Genomic DNA, 20,959 nt, shown 5'->3' with positions numbered 1-20,959 from the left:
GCGTTCCTACCTGTACATCGTTACGGTCACGGCCGCCTGCGCGTCGAGCCCGGTGGCCGCCTCGGGGATCACGACGTAGCCGTCCGCGTTGGTGAGCAGGGACAGCAGCGCCGAGGCCCCGAACAGCGGTGTGGCGACACCGTCGCGCAACCGCACCTGGACGACGTCCAGCCTGCCCGCCGCCGATGCGACCGCGCGCTCCATGGTGGCCGCGGTGGTCGGCTCCGCGGGCGGGTGCGTGATACCGCCGACCCGGCGCAGCACCGGCAGTCCGACCTGCCGGAAGACGACCAGGGCCGACAGCGGGTTGCCGGGCAGCCCGATGACCGGCACGCCCGAGCACTCGGCGAGCAGTGTGGGCTTTCCCGGCTTGATGGCCAGACCGTGGCAGTAGACGCTCGAATCGCCCAGGGACCGGACGGCGGCGGTCGTCTCGTCCCGCGCCCCGACCGACGAACCGGCCGAGACCACCACGACATCGCAGTCCCGCACGGCCGCCTCCAGCGTGCCGGCCAGGGCGTCGACGTCGTCTGGTACAATCCCCCGCGGCGACGGCTCGCCTCCCGCCTCCGCCACCAGCGCGGCCAGCGCGGACGCGGTCGCGTCCCGCACCTGGCCGGGCCCCAGTTCCGCGGTGTCCGGGGGCACCACCTCGTCACCCGTGGAGATGACGCCCACCCGCGGCCGGGCGCGCACCTCGACCCGCGTGACTCCCGCCGCGGCGAGCAGGCCGAGGTCCTGGGCGCGCAGTGCCCGCCCGGCCGGGGCGAGCTCGGCGCCGACGGCGACGTCCTCGTCCGCACGCACGACACCCCCTCCGACGGCGATCGGCCTCGTCACCTCGATCACCCCGGGCATGGTGACCTGCGTGTGCTCGACCATGACGACCGCGTCGGCCTCGTGCGGGATGGCGGCGCCGGTGGGGATCTGCACCGCCGCGCCCGGGCGGACGGCGACATCAGCGGGCGCGCCCATCCGCACGCTGCCGATCAGATCGAAGTAGGCGGGCAGCGCGTCGCTGGCGCCGTAGGTGTCCGCGGCGCGGACCGCGTACCCGTCGACGGTGGAGCGGGCGAACCCGGGCAGCGCCGCACCCGAGGTCACCGCCGCCGCGGGCACGCGGCCCAGGGCCGCCTCGCGGTCGACCGGCTCCGTGCCGGTGCGCCGGCGCGGCCGGAACCCCGCCAGCGCCTCCGACACGGGCAGCGCCGTGAAGAACTCCGTAGCGCTCAATCCCACCTCACTCCGGCGGCTCCGCGGCGCCGTCGCCCCGCTGGTCCAGGACGCTCACGACCGGCCCCATGGCCACCTGCCCCAGCCCGCAGATCGAGGTCTTGCGCATCACGGTCTCAAGCTCGCGCAGGCGCTCGCGGCGCTCGTCGCTCAGCTCGCCGCCGGCCTGCAGCGTGTCGGTGAGCAGCTCGTGGGCCTTGGTGGAGCCTACCCGGCAGGGGACGCACTTACCGCAGGACTCGTTGCGGAAGAACCGCAGCACGTTGGTCGCCGCCGCCAGCGTGTCCGTTCCCTTCGCGATGACGACGAGCGCCCCGGACCCCAGCATCGAGCCGGCCTCGGCCAGGGTGCCGAAGTCGAGCGGGGTGTCGAGGTGCTCCACGCCCAGGAAGTTCGACGACGCGCCCCCGGGCTGGACGCAGTCGAGCTCCGCGCCGCCCGCGACACCGCCGGCGAGGTCGATGAGGTCGCGGATGCTGGTGCCCATCGGCACGCAGTAGACACCCGGCTTCTCGACGTGGCCCGATACCGCGAAGAACTTCAGCCCGGTGCTGTCGCCCGTCCCCTGGTCCTTCCACCAGTCGGCGCCGCGCGAGGCGATGATCGGCACGTCGGCGAAGGTCTCGACCGAGTTCATCAGGGTGGGCTTGCCCCACAGCCCGTAGACCCCGGGGAACGGCGGCTTGTTGCGGGGCTCTCCCCGGTGCCCTTCCATGCACTCGATCAGCGCGGTCTCCTCGCCGAGGATGTAGCCGCCGGGTGAGGTGAAGATGTCCAGGCTGAGCGTGCGGCCGCTGCCGAGGACGTCGTGCCCGATCAGCCCCAGCTCCCGCAGGTGCTCGATCTCGGCGTGCAGCACGGCCTCCTCGGGGCCGTACTCGTGGCGGATGAAGACCCACCCCTCCTCGCGCCGGTGACGACCATCCCCATCAGCAGGCCCTCAAGCACCAGGTGCGCCTGCTCGGCCAGAAGCTGGCGGTCCTTGAAGGTGCCCGGCTCGGACTCGTCGGCGTTGCAGATTGCGTACTTGAGGCTGCCTTCGGTCGTGCGGACCAGCTCCCACTTCCTGCCCGTCGGGAAGCCCGCGCCGCCCATGCCGCGCAGGCCCGACCGCTGCAGGTTGTCGATGACCTGTTCCGGTGTGATCTCACCGGACAGCAGCGCCCGAAGCGCCCCGTAGCGGTGTTCGACCCGCTCATAGGGGTCGTTCGGCCAGCCGCCCTCGGGCCCGTAGGCGACGGTCGGCCCCGGTTCCCTGCTGCCGCCGCGCCGGGCCTCCAGCAGGGCGGGGATCTCCTCGACCCGGCCGGGACGGTCGTCCACGGTCGCGGCCGGCGCGATGTCGCAGCGGCCGGGGCAGGAGATCCCGGTGATCTCCACGTCCCCGGTGTCGCCGTACCGCTCGCGCAGCTGCGCGATCCGCTCCTCGGACCCCTTCAGCCAGCACGCCAGGTCGTGGCAGAGCCCCACGGTGGCGCCCTGCGGCGGCTCGGTCCGAAAGTGCGGATAGAACGAGATCAGGCCCTCGATCTCGTAGAGCGGCCGCCGCTGCTCGCGGGCGAGCGCTTCGAGTTCCTCCCGCGGCAGCCAGCCGCAGCGCTCCTGGATGGCCATGAGCATGGGGATCAGGCTCGGCCCTCGGAACTTGCCGGCCCGCGCCTCGACGCCGGGGACCTTCGCCTGATGGTGAGCCTCCAACGTCATGATGCGCTACCTCCGACTGTGGTGCTTACACGGTCCGCCACGGGAGCTATCCGTACGGCGCAGAACTTGAACTCCGGGATCTTGCCCATCGGGTCGATCTCGTCGATCGTCAGCAGGTTCGCCGCTGCCTCCCGGAAGTGGAACGGGATGAAGATGTTCCCGCGGGCCTCCCGGTGCGAGATCTTGACGTTGAGCACGATCTCGCCGCGCCGGGAGGTCACCCTGGCGAGTTCGCCGTCCTTGAGCCCGAGCTCGTCGGCGTCCTCGGGGTGCACGTAGGCCTCGGCGCGCGGCGCGATGCTGTCCAGGGCGAACGAGCGCCGCGTCATCGAGCCGGTGTGCCAGTGCTCCAGCAGCCGGCCGGTGTTGAGCACGTAGGGGTACTCCTCGCTGGGCAGCTCCTTACCCGGCAGCCACTCGGCGGGCACCAGGTGCGCCAGCCCGTCGGCGGTGTTGAACCGGTCGTCGAACAGCACCACCGTGCCGTCAGTGTGCTCGGGGTCGGGGTTGGGATAGAGCTTGCCCTCCGAGCCGAGGTTGTCGTAGCTCAGGTTGGCGTAGTCCGGCATGAGGGGGACCATCTCGTCGAACACCTCTTGCGGGGACCGGTAGTTCCAGTCCAGCCCCAGCCGCTGCGCGATCTCCTGCACGATCTCCCAGTCGACCCGGGCGTCGCCCGGCGGGTCGAAGACCTTGCGGCCGCGCTGCACCCGGCGGTCGGTGTTGGTGTAGGTGCCGTCCTTCTCCAGGTACGACGAGGCCGGGAGGATGACGTCGGCGAACTCCGCGGTCTCGGTGAGGAAGATGTCCTGCACCACCAGGAAGTCCAGCTGGGACAGCGCCTTGCGGACCTTGTTGATGTTGGGGTCGGACAGGAAGGGGTTCTCCCCCAGCATGTACATGCCGCGCACGCCGCCGTCGAGGATCGACTTGATGATCTCGGTGACGGTGAGCCCCTTCTCCGGGTTGAGCTCGGTCCCCCATGCCTCCTCGAAGAGGACGCGGGCCTTCTCGTCGCCCGCCGACTGGTAGTTGGGGTAGAACATCGGGATGAGCCCGGCGTCGGAAGCGCCCTGCACGTTGTTCTGCCCGCGCAGCGGGTGCAGCCCGGTCCCCGGCCGGCCGACGTTGCCGGTGATGGAGCACATCGCGATGAGGCAGCGCGCATTGTCGGTGCCCGTGGTGTGCTGCGAGATGCCCATGCCCCAGTAGATGACGCCGGCGTTCGCCTCGCCCCAGAGCCGGGCGATCTCGCGGATCGTGTCCGCGTCGACACCGGTGATCTGCGCCGCCAGCTCCGGCGGGTAGGCCTCGACGGTGCGGGCGAGTTCCTCGTAGTTGGTGGTGCGGCTTGCGAGGAAGTCCCGGTCGACCAGTCCCAGCCGGATGACCTCGTGCATGATCCCGTTGTAGAGGGCCACGTCCGTACCGGGCTTGAGCTGGCAGAAGATGTCGGCGTGGTCGGCGACCGTTCCGCTGCGCGGGTCAACGTAGATGATCTTGGTGCCGTTGCGCCGCGCCTGCTTGAAGAAGGACGACGCCACCGGGTGGTTGGCCGTCGCGTTGCTGCCGGTGATGATCGCGACGTCCGCATTGGTGATGTCGCCGTAGGTGGTCGAGACCGCGCCGGAGCCGACGCCCTCGAACAGTGCGGCCACGCTGGAGGCGTGGCACAGCCGGGTGCAGTGGTCGACGTTGTTGGTGCGGAAGGCCGTGCGGATCAGCTTCTGGAAGAGGTAGGCCTCCTCGTTGGAGCACTTCGCCGAGCCGAAGCCCGCGATCCCCTCGGGCCCGCTTTCGGCGAAGATCCCGCCGAGCCTCCTGGCCACCAGGTCCAGCGCTTCGTCCCAGGTGGCCTCGCGGAAGTGGGGCAGCACCTCCTCGTAGGGCACCAGCCCTCCCGGCTTGCGGCCGCGCCCGCGCTTGCCGTTGCTCTGCTGCGCCTCGTCCTTGACATCGGCCGACAGCGGCCCCTTGGGGTAGGAGGAGTCGACGCGGATCAGCGGCGCGGTGAGCCGCTGCGGTGAGGCCGCGTAGTCCCAGCCGTAGCGGCCCTTCACGCAGAGCCTGCCCTGGTTGCCCGGCTGGTTGCGGCCCTCGGCGAACGAGATCCCGCCGCGCTCGCGGTCGACGTAGTAGGTCAGCGCGCAGCCGACACCGCAGTACGGGCACACCGTGTCGACCGCGTCGAGCTCGGAGCGCGGCCGGATCGGGATGTTGTTGATCGGCTTGTTGGTCAGCGCGCCGGTGGGGCACGCGGAGACGCACTCGCCGCAGGTGACGCAGGAGGACTCGCCCATCGGGTCGTTGAGGTCGAACGCGATGCGCGTCGAGTAGCCCTTGCCGCTGCGCCCGATGACGTCGTTGCCCTGGACGTCGTCGCACGCGCGGACGCACCGGTCGCACAGGATGCAGGAGTCGTGGTCGACGGCGATCACCGGGTTGGAGGTGTCGGTGCCGCGGCCGGGGCCCTTGAACAGGTCGTCGATCGTGGCGATGTCGTAGTTGTCGGCGACCTCGATGAGCTCGTTGTCGGCCGTCGTCGTCTGCTTGGGGTCCTCCTCGCGGGGTGGCTGGTCGGCGAGGAGCAGCTCGGTGAGCACCGCACGGCTGCGTTCGACCTCCGGTGTCGACGTCGCGACCTCCATACCGGACTCGCAGGGGCGGATGCACGAGGCCGGGAAGGTCCGGCCCCCCGTGTCGACCACGCACATCCGGCAGACGCCCACCGGGTCGTAGCGTTCGTCGTGACACAGAGCGGGGATCTCGATCCCCGCCTCCTTGGCCGCCTGCCAGATGGTCGTCCCCTCGGGGACGGTGAGCTCTCGGCCGTCGATGGTGAGCGATACAGTCCGCTGTTCGGTATCGGCCGGAGCATGGTTGGTCTGTGTCATGTTCTCGACTCCGTTCTTGAATCAGTCGACATCACGAGCGGCCGACCATCCCGGCCCAGCCCACGTTCGGCGTAGTAGGTGTCGATCATCATGCGTAGACGCTCCGGGGGCAGTGTCGCGGTGCGCCCGGAGCCCAGAGAGAGCGACCCGTCGAGGAAGCGCTCGGGTAGCCAGTCATCGCTTGCGGTCCATCCCTCCCGAAGGTTGTAGGCGCGCTTGGCCATGACGATGCGGCGCGCGGTCTCGCGCAGTTCCTCCCCGTCGACGTCCCAACCGGTGACGTGCGACAGCAGGAGCGCCCATTCCTCGAAGGGCTCGGTGAACACTCCGCGGAGGAACTTGCAGAAGATCAGTGAGTCCATGACCGCGGCCCGGTCCTCGGTCTGGATGGCGGCCCGCACGTGCTCGGCCGTGCCGTGCACCCGGTCCAGCCCAGCTTTGAGGTCGGCCTCGTAGGCGCCCGAGCGGTTGTGGTCGGCGCCGCGGGCGTTGACCGCCAGCCCCAGCGCCATCGACTGCATCGTGCGCGGCTCGTATCCGGGCATCTCCAGGCCCTTGACATGCGGCGCGAACGCCCCCGAGCCCTGCCCGACGATTTCGGAGGCGCGCCGGGAGCCCTCGGCGAGCATGTCCCCGACACCGGTGCGCGCACCGATCTCGTCCAGCGCCCGCAGCAGCGCGGCCCCGTCCCCGAACCGCAGCCACGGCACGTCGAGCAGGCCCCGGTCCACGCACTCCATGGCCCAGGCGATCGTGCCGCCCGCCGAAATGGTGTCCAGGCCGAGCTCGTCGCAACGGGCGCTCGCTTCGAGCACCTGGTCGGGGTCCGAAACCCCGCACATCGGTCCGAGGGCGAAGACGTTCTCGTACTCCACCCGCGCCTTCGTGCCGCCTTTCGAGGCGTAGATGTGCTCGCAGCCGATGCTGCAGGAGGCGCAGCTGGACCTGGCCACCGACCGGCTCTGCGCGAGGTCCTCGGCCGACAGGTTGGGCGCGTCGGCGAAGGTGGCGCTCTGGAAGTTGCGGGTGGGCAGCGTGCTGATGGCGTTGAAGGCGAGCAGGTTGGACAGCGTGCCCAGCTCGCGGTACTTCTCCGTGGCGGGCCCGAACGAGCGGTTGCGCAGGTCCTTGGCCGCCGCGAGCACCGCCTCCCGGTCGGCCAGCTCCACCCGCTTGCCGCCCCGCACCGCGACGCACTTGATGTTCTTGGCGCCGAGCACGGCGCCCAGCCCGCCGCGGCCGGCGTGCCGTCCGTCGTGCGAGATGGTGGCGTAGCGGACCGCCCGCTCCCCTGCCGGTCCGATACTCGCCGCCCGCCACTTGCGGCCGTACTGCTCCCGGACCGACTCCTCGGCCTCGGCGGCCGACATGCCCCACTGCGCCGCCGCGTCGACCAGGCGGACGCCCTCCTCATCGATCAGGAGGTTGGCGGGCGCCTGCGCGCGGCCGGTGACCACGATCGCGTCGTGCCCGGTGAACTTGCCCGAGATCGCGAAGTGGCTGGAGGACAGGGCATCGTTGAGCAGGCCGGTGAGCGGCGACTTGGCCACCACGGCGAACTTGGCGCTCGTCGTCAGGGGGGTTCCCACCAGCGGGGAGAACACGAACGCCAACGGCGCGGCCGGGTCCAGAGGGGCGACACCGGCCGGAGCGAGTTCGGTCAGCAGCCAGGTGCCGAGGCCGGCGCCCCCGAGGTAGCCGCGTAGTACGTCCTCGGGCAGCGGCAGCACCGTCGTCGAGCCGTCGGAAACGTCGACGACCAGGGCCTGGCCGCAGTAGCCTCCAGGGGTCCGCATGGCATTCACCCACCCGCGTCCGCAGAGAAGAACGAGACAGTGTCGCCGGCCAGCAGGGGCAGTTTCCCGTCGCCGCGGATCTGGTCGCCGTTGACGGCCGCCACGATGTGGCCGTCGAACGCCAGCCCCACCTGCCGCGCGGCGTCGGCGAGGTTCGCCGCCCTGATCCGGACCGTACCCCGGCCTCCGCCGCGGGTGGCCAGCACGCCGTACCGCTCCACGGTGATCTCCGGCGCCGGGCGGCCATGCGCCGCCGAGTACTCCTCGGGGGTGTTGACGTTGACGACGGCATCGAGGCCGGGGTCGACTTCGGCCAGCCGGGGATCGGCCAGGAATCCCGCGTCGTCGATCTGCCGGACGGCGCATTCCTCGAAGAGGTGGGCGGGACGCAGTCGCTGCTCCTCCAGCAGCTTGGTCACCCGGCCCGCGAGATCCGTGCGGTAGCCGGCGGCCATCGGCTGGCGGAAGCCGCCCACGAACGGCAGTACCACGTCGGGCGGGTTCGCCCAGCCGGACGCCGGATCGGGCTGGAAGCCGCGCAGCACCGCGCGCACGAAAGCCGTGTGCAGAAACGGCAGGTCGGTGGAGCACACGAAAGCGGTCTCGGCGTGTTCCGCCGCGGCCGACAGGCCGACGGCGAGCCCCTGCATCGGCCCCCGCCCCTCTTCGGGGTCCTCCTGAACAGCGACCGCGGGATCCAGTTCCGGTAGCACTTGGTCGGGGGCCCGCACGACGATCACCGGACCGTCCACCGCACGCCCGACCACTCCGGTGACGTGCCGCAGCAGGGTGGAACCGTGCCAGTTGAGCGCCGCCTTCGGCGCCCCCATCCTGGAGGAGCGGCCACCGGCGAGCACAACTCCCGCGCTCGAATTCATACTGTAGACAGTATACGTCATGTCGGCGCTCCCGCTCTGGCGGCACCCCCGCCAGTCCACATGAAATTTGATCGTTATCTCGGCGCCGAGTCCAGTCTACGCAGCGTGAGCACGGCAGGAAACGTCCGCGGCGCACACTGCGGCGATCCGCCGAAGAGGGCGAACGGCGGCCGCGGCGCGGGACGGCGCGCGGCGGTCCGGTGCCCGGCGCCCGCCGCGGTGATCACCGAGAGTGGTACTCCTGGAGCCCGCTTGACGTGCCGATGCGCACGTCCCGGCCGCAGAGAGCCGGGAGTCCCGCCGCCGCTGCGGGACGGACACCGGAAAGCCCGGACCCGTTGGGCGGGGGCGGTCGGTTACCCGCCCCCGAAGAGGCGCGGGAGCCGCCCGCCACGCTGCCGCGAGGGCCCTGCCAGCGGTGCGGCCGCGGAAGCCGGATCCGACCAGGCGGCGGAGGCGGACACCGCCGTCCCCGCCGCCCGCGCGATGTCAGCGGGTGTCGGGGCCTCCGGCTCCTCGGCGGCGGAATAACGCAGTTCGCCGATGTCGCCGACGAGGCGCACGCCCGATTCGCCCAGCTCGTCAAGGCCCTCAGCGCTCCACCGCTCCACCCGGCCGCGGTACCGCGGCGGGATCCCGAGCCGCGGACCGCGCGCGTCGCGCGCCCGGAAGTCCTCGATGATGCGTTGGCGCAGCAGCATCCCCGCCTCGTGCGGCCAGCCCGCTGCCGCCAGGGTGGCGTTCATCGATCTGAGCACGTCGGCCTCGGCCGCGGTTATCCCGCTGTGCACGGTGGTCCCCGTCTCCGGAGCGGGGAGACGGTCGGCGGTGCCGTCGAGGCCGATGGCCGCCATGAACCGGTGCCACAGCAACTCCGCCGGGGACCCGGGGTTGCTGACGAGCGTCACCCGGTCGGTGCCGACGACCGAGGCCCACCGCTCGGCCAGCCGCCCCAGGGCATAGGCCCGCCACAGGTGGGCCTCCGCCTCCTTCTCGACCACGTCCCACCCGCGGTCGCGCAGGTCCGCGAGCCCGTCCAGGTAAGCACCGAAATCCCGGACCCGGCCGTTGCGGATGTGCTGCTGCCAGGCCGAGGGCAGCAGCCGACCGAGTCCGCGCGCGGTGATGACGACCTGGACGTCGGCGACGTCCAGGCTCTCAATCACCCGCCGCACGGCCTCGCCGCGGACCACCGACAGGGCCTCAGCGGAGACGACCGCGGTTCCGGACCAGTCGCGCACCTGCTCCAGCAGCCGCTCCCAGGCCCTGCGTTCGGCCGCCGCCCGTTCGGCGCTCACCCACGGGTACTCGGTACCGAGCAGGCCGTAGGTGGCCGTCTCGTGGTAGTTGCGTCCGGTGGACCGGTTCTCTGCCGGGGGCAGTGGGTAGCCCACACCGGCCTCGGCCAGTTCCCGGGCACGTTCCTGCAGCATCTGCTGCAGGTAGGTCGTGCCGGACTTCTGCACACCGATATGGAGGACAAGCCGCGTCGCCACGTACCGCTCCACTGCTCCTCGGGGGACGGGGGTGCCCAGAAGCTATAAGCGGAAATGGGCGCGAATGCGAACTCCGGAAGAACAGGTGGATAACCGGACCAGCGGGGCGGTGAACTCCGCGGCAGCCGGCCGGCGAACCGCTCAGGAGCAGCGAGGGGCTGTACCTGGGCGGGCTTCGCACGCACGCTGGGAGACATGACTTCGAACGGCATCGCCCCCTCCGGCAGAGAAGCACTGCGCCCGGCCTCCAGGGCCGTCCACCCGCACACCCCTCCCCCCGCAGTGAGGGCAGCCCCCTCGGCGTTCCGCTGTACCAGGCCACCACCTTCGCCTTCTCCGACACCGAGAGCATGGCGGCCTCCTTGGAAGAGCCGGACGGCGCTTTCGTCTACGCGCGGCACGGCAACCCGACCGTCCGCGCCCTGGAGACGGCGGTCGCCGAGCTTGAGGGCGGTGCCGGGGCCCAGGCCGCGGGCTCGGGGATGGGCGCGATCGCCTCCACCCTGGGAGCCCTGCTGCGGCAGGGCGACCACGTGGTGGCCCAGAACCGCCTCTACGGCGGGACCCGGGCCTTCCTCGACACCCTGCGGCGGCACTGGGGCGTCGACGTCACGCACGTCGCGGTCGGCGACCCGGAGAACGTGCGCGCCGCGATCCGACCGGACACCCGCCTCCTGTTCGCCGAGACCATCACCAACCCCACCGGGGAGGTCGCCGACCTGCCGCGGCTCACCGCGGTCGCGCGCGAGGCGGGCGTCACCACGGTCGTCGACAACACCTTCGCCACACCGCTGCTGTGCCGCCCGATCGAGCACGGCGCCGATGTCGTCGTCCACTCGGCGACGAAGTACCTGGGTGGCCATTCCGACGTGCTCGGCGGTCTCGCGGTGTTCGCCGACGACACGACCCGCCGTGCTGTGTGGGAGCGGGCCGTGGAGTCCGGCGCGGTGCTCGACCCGTTCGCTGCCTGGCTGCTGCTGCGCGGGTTGCAGACACTGGGGGTGCGGGTGGCGCGCCAGTGCGCGAACGCGCAGATCCTGGCCGAACGCCTGGAAGCCGACCCGAGGATCGCGGCGGTGCACTACCCGGGCCTGCCCGGGCATCCCGGGCACGGTACCGCGCAGCGGCTGCTGTCCGGCGGGTACGGCGGGGTGCTGGCCTTCGAACCGGTCGGCGGCCTGCGGGCGGGGCGGGCGTTCGCCGAGTCGGTGCGGCTCGCCTCGCTGGCGCCCTCGCTGGGCGACGTCAAGACCCTCGTGACGCACCCGGCCAGCGTGTCGCACCGGCAACTGAGTGCCGAACAGCTGGCGCGGGCCGGGATCAGCGACGGCCTGATCCGCCTCAGCACCGGCATCGAGGACGTCGAGGACCTGTGGGAGGACATCGACCAGGCCCTGGCCGCCGCGCAGCCGGAGGCGGCCCCTTAGGCCCGACCGCCGAACACGGTGCGGCGAGCTCGGCCCCGGCGGCACCAACCGCGCGTGAAGACTCGTGGTCGGTTCCGGGTGCCGGTGGTAGCCGGACGCCGCCCATGGGTAGCCCTACCCGTCGGAGGGACGCGGCCCGCCGGCCCGTCCCAGACGGCGAGCGGTCAGGAAGGGGGCCGGACCGTGCTGTTCCAGCAGTTCTATCTACAGTCGCTAGGGCACGCGTCCTACCTGGTCGGGGACGAGAAGACCGGTCAGGCTCTGGTGTTCGACCCGCGCCGCGACGTCGACGTCTACACCGAGGCGGCGCGGGCCGCCGGGATGCGCATCGCCTTCGCGGCCGATTCGCACGGCCACAACGACTACCTGTCCGGCTTGACCGAACTCCGGGAGCGCACCGGCGCCCGGCTCTGGGGCTCGGCCGCCGGCGAGCTCGGTTACGAGCACAGGCCGCTGCGGGACGGCGAGGTCGTCGAGATCGGGGACATCGGTCTGCGGGTGATGCACACGCCGGGACACACGCCGGAGCACATCAGCCTGCTGGTCTACGATCGCTCGATGAGCGCGGACACGCCAGCGCTGCTGCTGTCCGGGGGCGCGCTGCTCGTCGGCGATCTGGCCCGCCCGGACCTCCTGGGCGGGACGGAGCAGGCCCGGGAGGCCGCGCGGGCGTTCTGCACGACACTCCAGGACAAGCTGCTCCCCCTGCCCGACGGGGTGCAGGTGTTCCCCACCCACGTGGCGGGCTCGTTGTGCGGGGGCAACATCGGCAGCCGGCTGTCCACCACCGTTGGCTACGAGCGCCGCACGAACGCCGTCCTGTCCGCGGTGGACTCCTCCGAGGACTTCGTCCGCGAGTGTCTCCGGTTGGACAACCTGCCCGCGGTGCCGCCCTACTGGCGCCGGATGCGCGGCCGGAACCTGCGGGGGGTGGAGCCGCTGGGAGCGCCGGCCGAACCGCCCGCGTTGGATGTCGACGCGTTCGAGCGGCACCGCGGTTCAGGGGCGGTCGTACTGGACGCCCGGTCCCCGGAGGCCTTCGGCGGTGCCCACATCCCCGGTTCCCTCAACGTGGGGCTCGGCTCGGCGTTCTCCACCTGGGCGGGGACCGCGCTTCCCGAAGGGGCGCGCGTGCTGCTGCTCCTCGACCGGTCCGGGGACCTGCCGGAGGCGGTCGCCCAGCTCTCGCGTATCGGCTACCCCCTCCCGCTGGGCTGGCTGGCCGGCGGCATGGCCTCCTGGCGGAGTGCCGCCAAGCCCGTGGAGACCACGCCGCAGATCACCGTGGAGGAGGTCCGCGAACGGCTCGACCGGGGCGAGCTGACGCTGCTGGATGTCCGCCAGCCCAACGAGTGGGCCGCGGGGCACGCTCCCGGCGCCGCCTACATCACCGGCGCGGAACTGCCCGACCGGCTCGGCGAGGTCCCCGATGGCAAGCCGGTGGCGGTGGCCTGCGGCAGCGGCTACCGCTCCTCGGTCGCGGCGAGCCTGCTGGCACGGGCCGGGCGCACCGACGTCCTCAACGTCACCGGCGGCATGACCGCCTGGAAACGCGCCGGCCTGCCGACCAGCCAGGAGGAATGAGCCGCGCAGTACGCCGCCGCGCGCACCGGCGCCTCGTCCCGGGCGGCGGCAGGTGTTGAGCTGTCGCCGGCTACGAGCATGCGGCGCCGTCCCACAGGTCGGTGCTGTGCGCGTCGATGAGAGCGCCAATGCGGGCGAGGACGTCGCCGGCCGGCTGTGGATCGAGGCGGCGCCCGTCGCGCAGGCGCAGGGCGATACGGTCTGCGGCGGCCTCCTTGGCGCCGATGACGGCCTGGTAAGGCACAAGGCGGGCCTGCCTGATACGGGAGCCCAGGCTGCCGCGTTCCGGTTCGGCGATCTCCGCCCGCAGCCCGAGGCCGGCGCATCGCCGGGCGAACGCCGCGGCGTCGGGCAGCTCGGCCTCGGAGATCGGGAGGATCACCATCTGGACGGGGGCGAGCCAGGCGGGGAAGGCGCCGCCGTGCTGTTCGACGAGGTGGGCGACGGCTCGCTCCACGCTGCCGATGATGCTGCGGTGCAGCATGACCGGCCGGTGTTTCGCGCCGTCCGCGCCGATGTAGTGCAGGCCGAACCGCTCGGGCTGGTGGAAGTCGACCTGGACGGTGGACAGGGTCGACTCCCGGCCGGCGCTGTCGACGACCTGGATGTCGATCTTGGGGCCGTAGAACGCGGCCTCTCCCTCGACCGCCTCGTAGGGCAGGCCGGAGCGGTCCAGGACAGCGGTCAGCAGAGCGGTGGACCGCTGCCACATCGCGGGGGCGGCGACGTACTTCCCGCCGGGTCCGGGCAGGGAGAGCCGGTAGCGGGCCGGAGTGATGCCCAGCGCCTCGTGGGCTCGGCGGATCATCTCCAGGGCCGCCTGCGCCTCGTCGGCGACCTGGTGCGGGGTGCAGAAGACGTGCGCGTCGTTGAGCTGGATCGCCCGGACGCGGGTCAACCCGCCGAGCACGCCCGACGGCTCGGAGCGGTACATGCCGCCCAGTTCGGCCATGCGCAGGGGCAGTTCGCGGTAGCTGTGGGAGCGGGACCGGTAGATCACCGCGTGGTGCGGACACAGGCTCGGCCGCAGCACCACCTGCTCCGCCCCCAGATCCATCGGGGGGAACATGTCGTCGCTGTAGTGCGACCAGTGCCCGGAGATCTCGTACAGCTCCCGCTTGCCCAGCACCGGCGAGTACACGTGCCGGTAGCCCGCCCGCCGTTCGGCGGTGCGGACGTACTCCTCCAGGGTGTGCCGCACGGTCGCGCCGTCGGGCAGCCAGTACGGCAGTCCGGCGCCGATCAGGGGGTCGGTGTCGAACAGGTTCAGCTCGCGGCCGAGCCTGCGGTGGTCGTGCACGGCGGTCTCCTCGCGGGTATCGGACGAGTGACCGCACTACGAAGCCCCGGGGCACTCGCCCCGGGGCTTAAGACATCGGTCAGCGCGCCGGGACACTCTCCGGCGTCGTCGTCGCGGCAGCGCGCTTCATGCCGTTAACGGTAGCAGAGAGGCAGCGGCGGCCACCCGGTCTTTTCCGGCCGGAAAACGCGGGGGGAGCGGCTCTTCGGTCATGCCGGACGGGTTCCTCCGGCTCCGGGCCGGCAGTGGAGCAGCGTGCGTCCCCGCGCGGACGGAGGGAACCGGGCCGCACCCGGGGCGTACCGGCCGATGACCACCGAGTGAACGTTGCGTTTCTTAGTCGGGAGAAGTAGATTCCCTTCAGAGAACTAACCGTTCTCTAAAGGGAACAGCCCCGCGCCCACGGAGGCCGCCATGCCACGCCGCTCCACGCAGCCTCCTCCCGCTGCGGCGCGGACCGGCCCGGCCGACGAAGGTCTACGGATCGGCCGGGTGCTGCCCGGGCTGATGCTGACGATGCTGCTCGGAGCCCTGGACCAGACGATCATGGCGCCCGCGCTGCCCGCGGTGGCCGGGGACCTGGGCGGCCTGGACCGGATGTCCGCGGTGATCACCGCCTATCTCGTCGCCGCCACCGCGGTCATGCCGCTCTACGGCAAGCTCGGCGACCGGTTCGGCCGCCGACCCGTGCTGCAGGCCGCGATCGGCGTGTTCGTGGCCGGCGCCGCGCTGTGCGCCCTGGCGCCCTCGATGCCGTGGCTCATCGCGGCCCGGGCGGTGCAGGGGGCGGGCGGCGGCGGGCTGATGATCGGCGCGCAGGCGATCCTCGGCGAGATCGTCAGCCCGCGTGAACGAGGCCGCTACCTCGGCCTCCTCGGGTCGGCCTTCATCGTCGCAGCGATCGCCGGCCCGCTGGTCGGCGGGCTCCTCGTCGACCTGCTGACGTGGCGCTGGATCTTCGTCCTCCACGCCCCGTTCGGCGCCCTCGCACTGCTCACCGTGACCCGCACCCTGCGCCGCCTGCCGTCCCCTCCGCAACGCGCTCCGATCGACTACGCCGGCGCGCTCTGCCTCGCCACCGCGGTCACCGGCCCCGTACTGCTCCTCAGCACGGCCGGACAGCACCGCCCCGGCTGGCTCGTCACCACCGCGGCCGCGGTGACGTTGGGCGCCGGCGCGGGTTGGCTCCTCACGGCGCGCCACGCCGCCGATCCGATCATCCCGCTCCACCTGTTCCGGGACCGCGCTTTCACGATCCCCGCCGCCGTGAGCTTCCTCATCGGCTTCGCGATGTTCGGCGCCGTCAGCTACATGCCGGCCTTCCTGCAGATCGCGCTGGGCACCACCGCGACCCGAGCAGGTGTGCTGGTCACCGCGCTGATGGGCGGAGCCATCCTCACCATGACGCTCTCCGGGCGCCGTATCAGCCGGACCGGGAGCTACAGGGCGTACCCGATCGCCGGAACGGCCGTGGCGGCGCTCGGCCTGGCCCTGCTGGCGGCGCTGGGCCCCACGAGCACCCTGGCCGCCGCGGCCGCCGCGATGCTGCTGATAGGGCTCGGCCTGGGACTCGTCATGCAGGTCATGACACTGGTCGCCCAGAACAGCGCCGCGCACGCCGACCTCGGCGCCGCCACCTCCACGGTGACCTTCCTGCGGCAGATCGGCGCCTCCGCCGGCGTGGCGGTGGTCGGCACGCTGATCACGCTGCGTTTCACCGACCGGCTTCCCGCCGACCTCGCCGACCGGGCGGGCGGCGTCGGCTCGCTCTCCCCGGAGGCCGTCGCGAGCCTCCCGTCCGGCGCGCAGGAGGCCGTCGCGGTGGCGTTCGGCCAAGCGGTCCCGCCGGTGTTCGGGTACGTGACCCCTCTGCTCGCCCTCGCGTTCCTGCTCACCCTCGCGCTGCCGGCACGCCCGCTGCGCACCACCGCCCACCTCGCAGCCACCCCCGAGGGGACCGACACAAGGAGTGCTCCATGACCGAAACGCCCCGTGAGACCGCCACCGGGGCCGCGGCTCCCGCCGGACACCGGTTCGCCGCCCCGCTGCGCGCTTTCGGCTCGGCGGACCTGCAGCGCGCCGGCGGCAAGGGCGCCAACCTCGGCGAGCTCGTCCGGGCCGGCTACCGGGTCCCCGACGGTTTCGTCGTCACGACGGACGCCTACGCCGCGGCCGTTGAGCGCACCGGGCTCTCCGACCGCATCGACGCCCATCTCGCGGCGGACGCGGCCGGCGCCTCCGCCGGCGAGGCGATCCGGGCGGAGTTCGCGGGGATCGGGATCCCGGAGGACGTGCGCTCCGCGATCGCCGACGCCTACGCGGGCCTCGGCGCGGGCCCGGTGGCGGTACGGTCCAGTGCCACCGCCGAGGACCTGCCCGGCGCCGCGTTCGCCGGCCAGCAGGACACCTACCTCAACGTCATCGGCGCGGAGGCGGTTCTCGACGCGGTGCGGAACTGCTGGGCGTCGCTGTGGACGGAGCGCGCCATCGCCTACCGGCGCCGCCGCGGCATCGACTCCGGCGAGGTGCGGATCGCCGTGGTGGTGCAGACCATGGTGCAGGCCGAGACAGCAGGGGTGATGCTCACCGCGAACCCGGTCACCGGTGCACGCGGCGAGATCGTCCTGGAGGCCGGCAGCGGACTCGGCGAGGCCGTCGTCTCCGGCCTGGTCACACCGGACCGCTACGTGCTGGACCCGCGCGGGCGGGTCCGCGAGTGGCGCCCAGGGCAGCGCGAGGTCGTCGTCCGCGGCGCCGCCGGCGGGGGCGTCACCCACGACACCACACAGGCGCCCGGCCGGGACCGGCTGTCCCAAGGGGTGCTGGCCGAACTGGCGGAGCTCGGCACAGCGGTCGCCGAGCGCTTCGGCCGCCCGCAGGACATGGAGTGGGCACACGCCGACGGCGAGGTCTGGCTGCTCCAGGCGCGGCCGATGACAGCCGTCCCGCCCCCTCCGGTGCGGTTGAACCGCATCCAGCGGATCACCGGGCCGCAGATCATCGAGATGTTCCCCTACCGCCCCTATCCGCTCGACATGAGCGCGTGGACGCTGCCGGGCCTGGGCCGGATGGTCACCCGGATGCTGGACGAGATGCCCGGGCTGCGAGCGGATCTCGCCGACGTGGTGCCCGAGGTGGACGGGGTGGTGGACCGCTTCGTTCCGCCGTCGCCGCAGCTCACGCGCCGGGTGCTGAGTGCGCCCGCCCGGCTGCTGCCCCGGATCCGGCGCTACGATCCCGCCGAATGGACGTGCGATCCGCGGTTCGCGGAGTTCCAGCGGCGCGCCCGGGAACTGGCCGAGCGCGACCCGGCCGCCCTCACCTGGCCGGAGCTGGTCCGACTGCCCCGCTATGGGCTGGAGGTGCTGAACATCATCACCGACCTGCGGATCGACTACCTGCCGCGGGCCGGGGTCGGCCTGCTGCGGCTGCGCCTGATGGTGACGCTGCTGGGGCTGGGCGCGCTGTTTCCCTCGCTGATCCTGGGCGCGCCGACCCGCACCGAGGACGCCAACCGCGCGCTGGACGCGCTGGCGAGGCAGGTACGCCGCGACCCCGACCTGCGCGCGGCCTTCGCCGAGTACGAGGCGGAGGCTCTGGCGGAGCGCGTGCACCGCGCCCCCGCGTTCGCGGACTTCCGCGCCGCCCTGGACGGCTTCCTCGCCGAGTACGGGCACCGCGAAACGGCCAGTCCGCTGTTGCTCTCCGCCCCCACCTGGAGTGACGCCCCCGAGGTCGTCCTCGGTGCGATCAGGGCCCTCGTCGAGGATCCCCCCGAGCCCGCCTCCGCCGACCGCGCCGGCCAGGCGCAGCGGCGCCTGCTGGAGCACCGCGCGCTGCGCTGGACCGGTTCGCAGGAGAGGGCGCTGCGTGCCGTGCGCGCCGCACGCAACGGAATCGCCCTGCGTGAGGACACGCACTTCCACGCAACACGGGTGCTGCCGCCCCTGCGCCGCGCGCTGCTGGAGATGGGTACCCGGCTGGCCCGTGCCGGTGTGCTGAGCGAACGGGACGAGGTCCTGCATCTGCGGCTGGAGGAGCTGACGGAACTCCCCGACCCCGCGGCGCTCCCGGAGGCGGACGCGCAGCGGCTCCGGGCCGCCGTCCGCGAACGAGCGGCCCGGCGCGCGGAGATGGCCGGGGTACCGCTCATCTCCCCCGCGGCGCTGTTCCCGGCCTCCGCCGGCGACGCCGACACGCTGGTCTCGGGCACCGCCGCGGGCGGCGGGCGTGCCACCGGACCGGTGCGCGTGATCCGGGAGCCGACCGAGTTCGGCCGGCTGCGCAGCGGGGACATCCTCGTCTGCCCCTACACCAATCCCTCCTGGACGCCGCTGTTCCAGCGCGCGGCGGCCGTCGTGGTCGACACCGGCGGGCTGGGCTCCCACGCCGCGATCGTCGCCCGCGAGTACGGCATACCGGCGGTCATGGGGTCGGCGACCGGCACCGCCACGCTGACCGACGGCCGACCGGTGACCGTGGACGGCGACCGCGGCCGGGTGACCGCCGCCGACGGAGCTGAGACGCCGCAGCATCCGGGGAGCCCGTGATGAGACTCTAGGCTCGTTTCCGCAGCCGACCCCTACGAAGAAGAGATCCGCAGTGCCGAACGATAACGCCGCCCACGCCGCAGCCGGTACCGCCGCCGACCACCGCAAGCGGCCCCGGCGGCGCGGCGACGCGCTCAACGCGGCCATCTTCGAGGCGACCCTGGCCGAACTCGCCCAGGCCGGCTACTCGGGGCTGACCATGGAACGCGTCGCCGAGCGGGCGCGGGCGAGCAAGGCCTCGTTGTACCGCCGCTGGCCCGGCAAGGTCGAGCTGGTCATGGACGCGGTCTACCACGTGCTGCCCGACCCCGAGGCGGCCACCGCCACGGGCAGCCTGCGCGGCGACCTGCTGGCCATGCTCCGCAACGCCGCCGATCAGCTCGCCGGTCCCGCCGGCTATGCCATACGCGGCCTGCTCAGCGACGCTCTGCGGGACCCGGAGCAGGCCGCGCAGATCCGCGCGCACGCGCGCGGGAACAGCCTGCGCACCGTGCGGGAGATCGTCCGGCGGGCCGCCGAACGCGGCGAGGTGGACGCGGGGGCGATCACCGACCGCCAGCTGGAGACCGGCCACGCGCTGATGCGCTTCCACTTCCTCACCCACGGCGCACCGGTCCCCGACGAGATCGTCACCGGCATCGTCGACGAGGTAGTGCTCCCGCTCTTCACCGCGGCCTCCGGCGAGTAGCCGAGCGGATCGCCGGACCCGGGGGCCGCGATCTGCTGGCAGGATAGACAACGTGCGCTACTACGCCGATCTGCACATCCACTCCAAGTACTCCCGCGCCTGCAGCAAGGACTGCGACATCGAGCATCTGACCTGGTGGGCGCGCCGCAAAGGCATCAGCGTGGTCGGTACCGGCGACTTCACGCACCCGGCCTGGTTCGCCCACCTGCAGGAGGTGCTCGAACCGGCCGAGCCGGGCCTGTACCGGCTGCGCCCGGAGCACGAGCGGACGCTGCGCCGCACGATGCCCGCCACGCCGCCCACGTGCGGGAGCGATGTGCGCTTCATGCTTTCGGTGGAGATCTCGACGATCTACAAGTACGGCGACCGCACCCGCAAGGTGCACCACCTGTGCTACATGCCGGACTTCGCGGCGGCCGAGGAGTTCAACCGCCGGCTCGGCAAGATCGGCAACATCGCCTCCGACGGGCGCCCGATCCTCGGCCTGGACTCCCGCGACCTCCTGGAGATCACCCTGGAGAGCGGCGACGGCGCCTACCTTGTTCCGGCCCACATCTGGACGCCGTGGTTCGCGGTCCTGGGTTCCAAGGCCGGATTCGACGCGGTCGAGGACTGCTACCGGGATCTGGCCGGGCACATCTTCGCCCTGGAGACCGGGCTGTCCAGCGACCCGGAGATGAACTGGCGGGTGTCGGCGCTGGACGGCTACACCCTGGTGAGCCACTCCGACGCGCACTCCCCGCCGATGCTGGGGCGCGAGGCCAGCGTTTTCGATACCGAGCTGGACTACTTCGCCATCCGCCGCGCCCTGGAGAGCGGTGCCGGCTACGAGGGAACGGTGGAGTTCTTCCCGGAGGAGGGCAAGTACCACCTCGACGGCCACCGCAAGTGCGAGGTGCGGCTGGATCCCGCGGAGACCCGCGCCCACCAGGGCCGCTGCCCGAGCTGCGGCAAGCCCGTGACAGTGGGGGTGCTGCACCGGGTGGAGGCGCTCGCCGACCGCGCCGAGGCCGCGCGTCCCCAGGGCGCGGCCGGCTTCCGCAACCTCATCCCGCTGCCGGAGATCGTCGGCGAGATCGTGGGAGTGGGGCCGAAGAGCAAGCGGGTCCGCCGGGAGATCGACGCGTTGACCGCGGCCCACGGCCCCGAGCTGGCGATCCTGGACGACGTGCCGCTGGCGGACCTGGAACGCGACAGCGCGGCGCTGGCCGAGGCGATCCGCCGGCTGCGCGCCGACGAGGTCATCCGCGACCCCGGATACGACGGGGAGTACGGCACGATCCGCCTCTTCGAACCCGGCGAGCTCCGCGACCTGCGCGCCGGCAACGCACCGGCGTTATTCGACGACCTGGACGGCGCCGTCCCCGCGTCCGCGCCCACACGCACCGCGGTCTCCGCGCGGGTGGCCA

General features: G+C 72.4%; 12 protein-coding genes and 2 pseudogenes. 6 read left to right on the top strand and 8 right to left on the bottom strand.

Annotation, left to right across the window (positions count from 1 at the left end; all coding sequences use genetic code 11):
* Positions 1-6: 6 nt before the first annotated feature.
* From VS93_RS07290 to VS93_RS07265, 7 genes and pseudogenes are all read right to left on the bottom strand, one after another.
* The gene (locus tag VS93_RS07290) at positions 7-1,233 is read right to left on the bottom strand and encodes a molybdopterin molybdotransferase MoeA (protein WP_052745583.1); all 1,227 of its coding nucleotides are present in this window, start codon (positions 1,231-1,233) and stop codon (positions 7-9) included.
* Positions 1,234-1,240: 7 nt separating this feature from the next.
* Positions 1,241-1,870 (bottom strand): NADH-ubiquinone oxidoreductase-F iron-sulfur binding region domain-containing protein, encoded by a 630-nt coding sequence (locus VS93_RS32845; protein ID WP_338022685.1) that lies wholly within the window; start codon positions 1,868-1,870, stop codon positions 1,241-1,243.
* A 27-nt stretch (positions 1,871-1,897) separates the two neighbouring features.
* Positions 1,898-2,853, bottom strand: a pseudogene (locus VS93_RS30280) (NAD(P)H-dependent oxidoreductase subunit E); the annotation flags it as partial.
* Between the two features lie 80 nt (positions 2,854-2,933).
* The gene (fdhF, locus tag VS93_RS07280) at positions 2,934-5,831 is read right to left on the bottom strand and encodes a formate dehydrogenase subunit alpha (RefSeq protein ID WP_046469243.1); all 2,898 of its coding nucleotides are present in this window, start codon (positions 5,829-5,831) and stop codon (positions 2,934-2,936) included.
* The gene (locus tag VS93_RS07275) at positions 5,828-7,627 is read right to left on the bottom strand and encodes an aldehyde ferredoxin oxidoreductase family protein (protein WP_046469242.1); all 1,800 of its coding nucleotides are present in this window, start codon (positions 7,625-7,627) and stop codon (positions 5,828-5,830) included. Before VS93_RS07275 ends, fdhF begins: the two co-directional genes overlap by 4 nt.
* A 5-nt stretch (positions 7,628-7,632) precedes the next feature.
* Positions 7,633-8,526, bottom strand: coding sequence for an NTP transferase domain-containing protein (locus VS93_RS07270; RefSeq protein WP_046469241.1), 894 nt, complete (start codon positions 8,524-8,526; stop codon positions 7,633-7,635).
* 335 nt (positions 8,527-8,861) lie between these two features.
* Positions 8,862-10,001 carry a hypothetical protein gene (locus tag VS93_RS07265; RefSeq protein WP_201776566.1) on the bottom strand — a complete coding sequence of 380 codons (1,140 nt, stop codon included), beginning with the start codon at positions 9,999-10,001 and terminating at the stop codon, positions 8,862-8,864.
* Positions 10,002-10,351: 350 nt separating this feature from the next.
* Between VS93_RS07265 and VS93_RS07260 the strand changes: the two genes are divergently transcribed.
* Both VS93_RS07260 and VS93_RS07255 read left to right on the top strand, forming a co-directional pair.
* Positions 10,352-11,428, top strand: coding sequence for a trans-sulfuration enzyme family protein (locus VS93_RS07260; RefSeq protein WP_236700390.1), 1,077 nt, complete (start codon positions 10,352-10,354; stop codon positions 11,426-11,428).
* Positions 11,429-11,611: 183 nt separating this feature from the next.
* Positions 11,612-13,012, top strand: coding sequence for an MBL fold metallo-hydrolase (locus VS93_RS07255; RefSeq protein WP_046469240.1), 1,401 nt, complete (start codon positions 11,612-11,614; stop codon positions 13,010-13,012).
* 70 nt (positions 13,013-13,082) lie between these two features.
* Here the strand turns inward: VS93_RS07255 and thrS are convergent.
* Positions 13,083-14,318: pseudogene (thrS, locus tag VS93_RS07250) on the bottom strand (threonine--tRNA ligase); the annotation flags it as partial.
* Positions 14,319-14,726: 408 nt separating this feature from the next.
* On the opposite strand from thrS, the gene VS93_RS07245 reads away from it, so the two are divergent.
* From VS93_RS07245 to VS93_RS07230, 4 genes are all read left to right on the top strand, one after another.
* A complete protein-coding gene (locus VS93_RS07245) occupies positions 14,727-16,292 on the top strand; it encodes an MFS transporter (protein ID WP_082126686.1) in 1,566 nt (521 codons plus the stop codon).
* Positions 16,289-18,862 carry a PEP/pyruvate-binding domain-containing protein gene (locus VS93_RS07240; protein ID WP_082126685.1) on the top strand — a complete coding sequence of 858 codons (2,574 nt, stop codon included), beginning with the start codon at positions 16,289-16,291 and terminating at the stop codon, positions 18,860-18,862. The genes VS93_RS07245 and VS93_RS07240 overlap by 4 nt, the downstream gene beginning before the upstream one ends.
* A gap of 52 nt (positions 18,863-18,914) precedes the next feature.
* On the top strand, positions 18,915-19,550 hold the full coding sequence (locus VS93_RS07235; RefSeq protein WP_046469238.1) for a TetR/AcrR family transcriptional regulator: 636 nt from the start codon (positions 18,915-18,917) through the stop codon (positions 19,548-19,550).
* Between the two features lie 52 nt (positions 19,551-19,602).
* A partial coding sequence (locus tag VS93_RS07230; protein ID WP_046469237.1) for an endonuclease Q family protein occupies positions 19,603-20,959 on the top strand: 1,357 nt, incomplete at its 3' end.

Source organism: Allosalinactinospora lopnorensis (assembly GCF_000981225.1).
Lineage (GTDB): Bacteria > Actinomycetota > Actinomycetes > Streptosporangiales > Streptosporangiaceae > Allosalinactinospora > Allosalinactinospora lopnorensis.
Note: the sequence above shows the minus strand (reverse complement) of the source record. Positions and strands in the feature narration are given on the sequence as shown.